Annotated in this window: 6 protein-coding genes; 4 read left to right on the top strand and 2 right to left on the bottom strand. The window is 43.2% G+C overall.

The genetic code is table 11. From position 1 onward, the window contains the following. Positions 1–376: 376 nt before the first annotated feature. The gene (locus Q8S11_RS14530) at positions 377–1,825 is read right to left on the bottom strand and encodes an MFS transporter (RefSeq protein WP_305662844.1); all 1,449 of its coding nucleotides are present in this window, start codon (positions 1,823–1,825) and stop codon (positions 377–379) included. 234 nt (positions 1,826–2,059) lie between these two features. Here Q8S11_RS14530 and Q8S11_RS14525 point away from each other — a divergent pair, with 234 nt between their 5' ends. From Q8S11_RS14525 to Q8S11_RS14515, 3 genes are all read left to right on the top strand, one after another. Continuing rightward, positions 2,060–2,497 (top strand): sensor histidine kinase, encoded by a 438-nt coding sequence (locus Q8S11_RS14525; RefSeq protein ID WP_305662843.1) that lies wholly within the window; start codon positions 2,060–2,062, stop codon positions 2,495–2,497. Then, entirely contained in the window at positions 2,494–3,135 is a 642-nt protein-coding gene (locus Q8S11_RS14520; protein ID WP_305662842.1) for a response regulator transcription factor, read from the top strand. Before Q8S11_RS14525 ends, Q8S11_RS14520 begins: the two co-directional genes overlap by 4 nt. A gap of 715 nt (positions 3,136–3,850) precedes the next feature. After that, complete coding sequence (locus Q8S11_RS14515; RefSeq protein ID WP_305662841.1) at positions 3,851–5,743, top strand: c-type cytochrome; 1,893 nt, start codon at positions 3,851–3,853, stop codon at positions 5,741–5,743. 162 nt (positions 5,744–5,905) lie between these two features. Here the strand turns inward: Q8S11_RS14515 and Q8S11_RS14510 are convergent, their stop codons facing one another. After that, positions 5,906–6,562: an NAD(P)H-dependent oxidoreductase gene (locus Q8S11_RS14510; protein ID WP_305662840.1), complete on the bottom strand. Its 657-nt coding sequence runs from the start codon at positions 6,560–6,562 to the stop codon at positions 5,906–5,908. On the opposite strand from Q8S11_RS14510, the gene Q8S11_RS14505 reads away from it, so the two are divergent. Beyond that, positions 6,557–6,847: a helix-turn-helix domain-containing protein gene (locus tag Q8S11_RS14505; protein WP_305662839.1), complete on the top strand. Its 291-nt coding sequence runs from the start codon at positions 6,557–6,559 to the stop codon at positions 6,845–6,847. The genes Q8S11_RS14510 and Q8S11_RS14505 overlap by 6 nt on opposite strands. The last annotated feature ends 80 nt before the right edge of the window (positions 6,848–6,927 follow it).

The following is a 6,927-nucleotide window of genomic DNA, read 5'->3' as shown; positions in this document are numbered from 1 at the left end:
AACTTGCTCCGGTATACGAGCAACTATCTCTGAAAGGGGGTCAGCATCCGCCGGAATGGCATGCGTTTCAACGTGACTAAGCTATTTTGGTAGCCGCAAATTGATACCGCTTGGTGGGGTCAACATAGTCCGGAATATCCAATAGCAATCGGGTTGAGCACAATCATTGGCTTCTCAGGATGACAGGCGCTTCAAATTTGCTAATTATCTCCAATTGCTAATTCTCTTCTCCTATATTTTATGCAACAGATCTTTCCTCACGGAAAAGGCATTAATAGATATCAATTATTTCGCTCGTCAAGATGACGGAGTATTAATGGCAGGAGTACCATCGACAAATCGACAAATTAACTCATTGACAAATTGCCTACCATCCTCAAATCTTCAAATCCTTTTCCAGCATCGACGTCTCCTTCGTATCCCTCATCCCAACATAAACCAGCAAAGACAAAAAGATACAGCCGGTGATGTACCAATAGAAATACTCCTCATGGCCAGCATTTTTTAACCAGAGCGCAACATACTCTGCTGTGCCGCCAAAGATAGCTACAGTAAGGGCATAGGGCAAGCCGACACCCAGTGCACGCACCTGTGCAGGGAAAAGTTCAGCTTTGACGATGGCGTTAATGCTGGTATAACCGCTCACGATAATCAAGCCTGCCAGAAGCAGAAAAAAAGCACTGTAAGGTGAAGTTGTATGGCTCAGGGCAGTAAGCAATGGGACTGTACAAATTGTACCCAACAGCCCGAAAGCAATCAGTAGCGGGCGGCGGCCAATCCGATCAGACAGGGCACCAAAAACCGGTTGAATAAGTGCAAATATCAGCATGCTGATGAAAGAAATCTGAGTGGATTCGGCTTTACTCAGGTTGACCGTATTCACCAGGAACTTTTGCATGTAAGTGGTGTAAGTATAGAAGGCAAGGGTACCGCCCAGGGTAAGGCCAACAACAGTCAGCAAGGCTTTTGGATGTTTTAAGAGTTCTTTTATAGTGCCTTTGCGTTCATCGGCTTTGTTTTTCTGCGCTTCGAATGCTTTGGTTTCATAGAGTGTACTTCTCAAATAAAGTGCCACCAGCGAAAGTATGGCCCCGATCACAAAAGGAATTCGCCAGCCCCAGTCATGAAGATCTTCATCACTCAGCCATTTTTGAAGAATAAGTTGAATTCCCAGGGCGAAAAGCTGTCCCCCTATTAAGGTTACATATTGAAAACTGGAATAAAAACCGCGGCGGTTCTTAGTGGCCATTTCGCTGAGGTAAGTCGCCGAAACGCCGTACTCACCACCCACACTCAAACCCTGCAGGAGTCTGGCGATCAGCAACATAACCGGCGCAATAATTCCTATTGCTTCATAAGTTGGTATAAAGGCAATCAGCATGGAACCGAAAGACATGAGCAACACAGAGAGTGTCATACTTTGCTTGCGCCCAACCTTATCTGCAATCCGGCCAAAGAGCCAGCCACCGATTGGCCGCATCAAGAAACCTAAAGCGAATATGCCGGCAGTATTGAGCAGTTGAGCAGTTTTATTGCCTTCCGGGAAAAATGAAGCAGAAAAATAGAGCGCAAAAGCGGAATAGGCATACCAATCGTACCACTCGACCAGATTACCTATGGAACCGCCGATAATGGCTTTCAGTCTGCGACGGGAGATGTTTTCTTCGGGTAAAAATTTATGCACGCTGAATTTTTTTCCATAATAATAGGAGTTTATTCGGGGAAAATGAATTTGGAAATAATTTAGCTGAAGTTCCTTCACTGCGTTCAGGATGACAGGTTGGAAGGCTGCTCGGCTGGAAAAATGTACCGAGCGCACTGTCATCCCGAAAGCTGCCCTTCAGCAGCTGAGGGAACTTAGCGCTATAGGATGTAAATATTGCTTCAAAATGGCTAAGATCCCTCCTGCGTTGGATTGACTCTAATCTTAGATCGAATTTTGATCTATAAAGCAAAATCCTTCTATTTGCTACCATCTTTCATTTTCTGCTTCAGAATTTCTTAAATTTTATTACTCGTAAACTCGGCTATCGAACTTATTTCAAATTCCATTCAGGAAATGCGATTGCTGGGGCGGCTGTTGCAGGGAGAGCAATTAATCAGTCATGGTCTGGATGAGGCGATCAGACATGAGATTAAATGGATGGAAAAATCCGGAAAGTACAAAGTCATTTACCTTTGTGAAGATGAATTGCCTGCAACAAATCCCGATAAGGATCTGATCATTTTCAGAATCCTTCAGGAGATTTTAAATAATATCATTAAACATGCAATGGCGACTCAGCTTGCAATTACTCTGGAACATACAAACGGAATAAAATGTCTTTGTATCAGTGACAATGGAATTGGATTCGACTCCGATAAACCCCGGTCTGATCAAATCGGAATGGGTTTAACTAATATCCAAAAGCGTGCAAGCCTTCTCGGAGGAGAGGCGATCATTGAATCCAAACTAAACAAAGGGACGAGCATAACAATTAAAATTCCCTATCCATGAAAGAAGAAAAAATTAACATAGCAATTGTCGACGACCATACACTTTTTAGAAATGGTTTGGCTGCTTTAATGAATGAATTTGACGAGCTGAATGTGATTTTTAGCGCCGGGAATGGCAAAGAAATGCAGGACATGCTCACAAAATCACTCCTGCCGGATATCATTTTGATGGATATTAATATGCCGGAAATGGATGGTTATAGGGCCACTGCCTGGCTGAAGGAAACTTTTCCAAATATCAAAGTACTGGCATTGAGCATGTTTGATGATGAGAAAGCGGTTATTGGAATGATCAAGAGTGGTGCCTGTGGCTATGTACTGAAAGAATCGAAACCAAGGGAAGTGCTCGAAGCCATTCAAACAATCTTTTCAAAGGGTGTTTATATCAATGAGCTGGTTTCAGGAAAACTGCTGCACTCAATAGCAAATCAGAAGGATGCACCTTTACTTTCGGCAAGGGAAGTCGAATTCCTCAAATTATGCTGTTCGGAATTAACATACAAAGAGATAGCCGATAACATGTTTGTTAGTCCCCGCACAGTTGACAATTACCGCGAATCTCTTTTTCAAAAATTAAACCTGAAATCCAGAACCGGACTTGTACTCTACTCAATTAAAAACCAATTGATTCAGCTGTAGTTCAGCGAAGCTACATCCAGCAATTTATAAAAGATGTGACTGACCAAATCTAATTCCGCCCGCCCATGTGATTTCGTAAGCCCTTTACCCACCTGATAGCTATCGGGTTGCTCAATGTCCTTCCCCATCAACATATAGACAAATCATCTCATCGACATCTCTTCGCAGAATCTTTAAACCCTCTCTTTTGGAGAGGGCCGCACTAGATTTAAAACCAGTAGTTACGTACACAGGGTGAGGCCTTATTAAGCAATTCCTGCGTCAGCAAAAATAATGCTCATAGCAATGAGATCCTTCGTCGCCTCAAAATTCAAGTAAATTGTGAGAATCGACTGGCTCCTCTGGATGACAGGCGCTTCAAATTTGCTAATTATCTCCAATTGCTAATTCTCTTCTCCTATATTCTTTGCAACAGATCTCTCCTCGCGCAAAATTCATCATAACAAAAAAATCAATTCGCTCATCGAAAGAGATGACGGATTATTAAAGGCAGGAGTACCATCGACAAATCGACAAATTAACTCATTGACAAATTGCCTCCCATCTTCAAATTTTCAAATCCTCAAATCTTCAAATCCTTGTCCTCCATTTGCTAATCCGATACTATCGGATTGCTAATTACCTCAATTTGCTAATTCTCTCATTGACAACTTACCTTACTGTAACCTTTCTGTTGCCTTTTTCAATTTCCAAAATAAAAAACTACTTTAAATCCATGAAAAAACCTAGCCTCATCCATACACTATTCCTCCGCTGTTTTTGCGTAATTCTCAGTTCTTTCATTATTATTAGTTGTAAACCAAATGCAGAACAATTACCTCCTTCTGATGAGGATAATGGAGGATTGATTATGCCCGGTGGATTCGAGGCTTTGGTAGTAGTAGATAGTATTGGGGGAGGCCCTGTTGTCGCTCTTCAGATAAATCAGCTTGCAAAATCAAATGCTCCTCAAACAGCAGCTGCCGAAATTAAAGGTGCTCCAAAAAGCACACAGCTGAGCCGCCCCAATAACCAACCTTTAGGAAATTATGTTGGAGCAAGACATATTGCAGTAAACAAAAATGGAGATGTTTATGTCAAACTTAGGTCCCCAACAATTGATGGCTATGGCAATGCTGCTCTGAGAGATGTTAATGGCGACGGTAAAGCTGACACAGTGAAGATCTGGGGCAAGTATGAAAACCGTAACAGAGGGACGGCCATGCAAATCCACAATGGTTATCTCTATTTTAGCTCTGAGCTGATGGTTTTCCGTAATAAACTTAAGAAAGGACAACTCGTCCCCGACAGTAATATGGATACTGTGGTGATTGATACCCTGCCTTATCATGAGCATATGGCAAAGGCACTGGCTTTTGACGGAAAAGGCAATATGTTTGTCTCCTGGGGTATGGGAACAAATTCCTGCCAGTTTGAAAACAGAAAGCCAGGATCTCCGGGAATGAATCCATGTCCGTATTTGGTTGATCACGGCGGAATATGGAAGTTTGATGAAAATAAACTGAAGCAAAAACAAAGCGACGGAACAAGGTATGCTACCGGAATGCGGAGTATTGTAGGTATGACCTGGGATAAAGGCACTGACGCACTTTATGCCGTTCATCATGGCAGGGATGATTTGCGTTTACTTTGGCCGGAGTATTATACCCCATGGAAAAGTGCCATGCTCCCTTCGGATGAACTTTTCAAGGTAAGCGAAGGATTCGATGGCGGATTCCCTTATTACTATTATGATCAAATGCTCGAAAAGAAAATCCTGAGCCCGGAGTATGGAGGCGACGGTGTAAAAGAGGGTGATGGAGCGAAGCTTCCAAAACCACTTCTGGGTTTCCCCGGACATTTTGCACCGAATGATATCCTGTTCTATAAAGGCGACCAGTTCCCGGCCCGATACAAAGATGGGGCATTCATCTCCCTGCATGGCTCAACGAACCGCATACCATACCCACAAGTTGGAAATGTTGTAGTATTTGTACCGATGAAGAATGGTGTTGTAACTGGTCCATGGGAAGTATTTGCCGATGGCTTTGCAGGTAAAGACACCCTTGCGGTAGCCAATGACGCCGAATACAGACCAATGGGTCTGGCAGAAGGGCCTGATGGTTCATTGTATGTTGGTGAAACTCAAAAAGGAAAGATTTGGAGAATTATGTACAAGGGAGATAAAAAGGCCTTTGGTAATAATGAACTTGCTGAAATGGAAAAACGCAAGACATTGACCCATCTCAAAACACCGGATGAAATGGCTGATAATCTTGACAGAAAAGGCAAACCTGTACATGCAGAACTTCTTTACAATATTTATTGCAGAAACTGCCACCAGAGTGATGGAAATGGCGATGGAAGCCGCTTCCCCCCTCTTGCTGGATCTGAATGGGTAAACAGTGACAAAAATGTACTGATCAATGTGGTACTGAATGGCATGACCGGCGCAATCCAGGTAAAAGGGCAAAATTATAACGATACCATGCCTGCTCATGCTTCCTTCCTTACAGATAAGGAAATTTCGGAGATCTTGACTTATGTAAGAAGAAGCTGGGGTAATAAATCGGGACCCGTTACTGAGAAGGAAGTGGCGGATATGAGGAAACTGATGAGCAAGAAATAAGTTGAGAATGGAGAATGGAGAATTGAAAGTTGAGAATGAAGAGTGGAAAGGGCCGCTTATCTTCTATACCCATGAAGGTAAATTGGGTAAACCTCATTTAAACAGGAGCAAGAATGAGTGATCGTTCAATGAACCATCACTCATCCTGCTTAAATTAATTTATCAGTTCAGCAAAACTTCATCCTCAATAAACAAGTCCTCTTTTGGCATTCTTACTTTGGCTTGTGGCAACAGCCAATCCTTTTGGGAATCGCGATAGCCTAATGGCAGGATAAGCACGCTTTTTAAACCACGCTCCTGCAAGCCCAAAAGCTGATCCAATGATGCTGAATCGAATCCTTCCATGGGGGTACTGTCAACCTCAAGTGAAGCTGCTGCAATAAGAGCCGTCCCCAGTGCAATATATGCCTGACGAGCTGCCCACTGAAAATTTTGTTCGGCCGTTTGAGCCATAAACTGGTCACCATATCCCCTGATCCCTGCAAGAGATTCCTCCGGCACATTTCGTACCCGGGCAATATTCTTTATCATAGCATCTACACGTTCAGGCGTTACCCTCTCCCATGCTGCAAATACCAATAAGTGAGAGGCATCCGTAATTTGTGGCTGATTGAATGCAATCGGCTTAATTTTCTCAAGCAGTTCTTTGTTCTGAATGACCAATACCTGATAAGGCTGGAAACCCGCTGATGATGCGGATAGGCGGATGCTTTCAAGGATCAGGTCAACCTTTTCCTGAGGTACCATACCACCATTCAGACAAATCAATGTCCCATTACTGATATCCTTAGCCGCATCAGTGATAAATGGACTATGCATGCCATCATTATACTTGGCAAAGCCGACACCCTTCGCTTTACGGCACTGAAGAAATTAATACCTGGCATTTCCCAGCGCATGTTAACCGTAACACTGCGTACACTGGAAGAGGATGGTTTGGTTACACGAACAATTTTCCCTCAGATCCCACCAAGGGTTGAATACGAACTCACCCCCCTCGGACGGAGTCTGGTAGCTCAACTTATTTCCTTATCCGGATGGGCTAATGAAAATAGAGTTCATATTTTGAGGGCAAGGGAGGAGTACATTTTGAAGAAGAATTGAGAGTGGAGAGGGAAGAGTTGATAATTGTCCATGACGGACGAAATCGATTTTCTAATCGCCCAGGTGATTTCGCAAGTCGG

The sequence above is a fragment of the Daejeonella sp. genome (assembly GCF_030695525.1).
Taxonomy (GTDB): Bacteria; Bacteroidota; Bacteroidia; order Sphingobacteriales; family Sphingobacteriaceae; genus Daejeonella.
Note: the sequence above shows the minus strand (reverse complement) of the source record. Positions and strands in the feature narration are given on the sequence as shown.

Bases quoted from the DNA above. Each gene is read 5' to 3' on its own strand.
- Q8S11_RS14530 (WP_305662844.1), bottom strand. From the start codon at position 1,825: ATGACAGTGCGCTCGGTACATTTTTCCAGCCGAGCAGCCTTCCAACCT.
- Q8S11_RS14525 (WP_305662843.1), top strand. From the start codon at position 2,060: ATGCGATTGCTGGGGCGGCTGTTGCAGGGAGAGCAATTAATCAGTCAT.
- Q8S11_RS14520 (WP_305662842.1), top strand. From the start codon at position 2,494: ATGAAAGAAGAAAAAATTAACATAGCAATTGTCGACGACCATACACTT.
- Q8S11_RS14515 (WP_305662841.1), top strand. From the start codon at position 3,851: ATGAAAAAACCTAGCCTCATCCATACACTATTCCTCCGCTGTTTTTGC.
- Q8S11_RS14505 (WP_305662839.1), top strand. From the start codon at position 6,557: ATGCATGCCATCATTATACTTGGCAAAGCCGACACCCTTCGCTTTACG.
- Q8S11_RS14510 (WP_305662840.1), bottom strand. From the start codon at position 6,562: ATGCATAGTCCATTTATCACTGATGCGGCTAAGGATATCAGTAATGGG.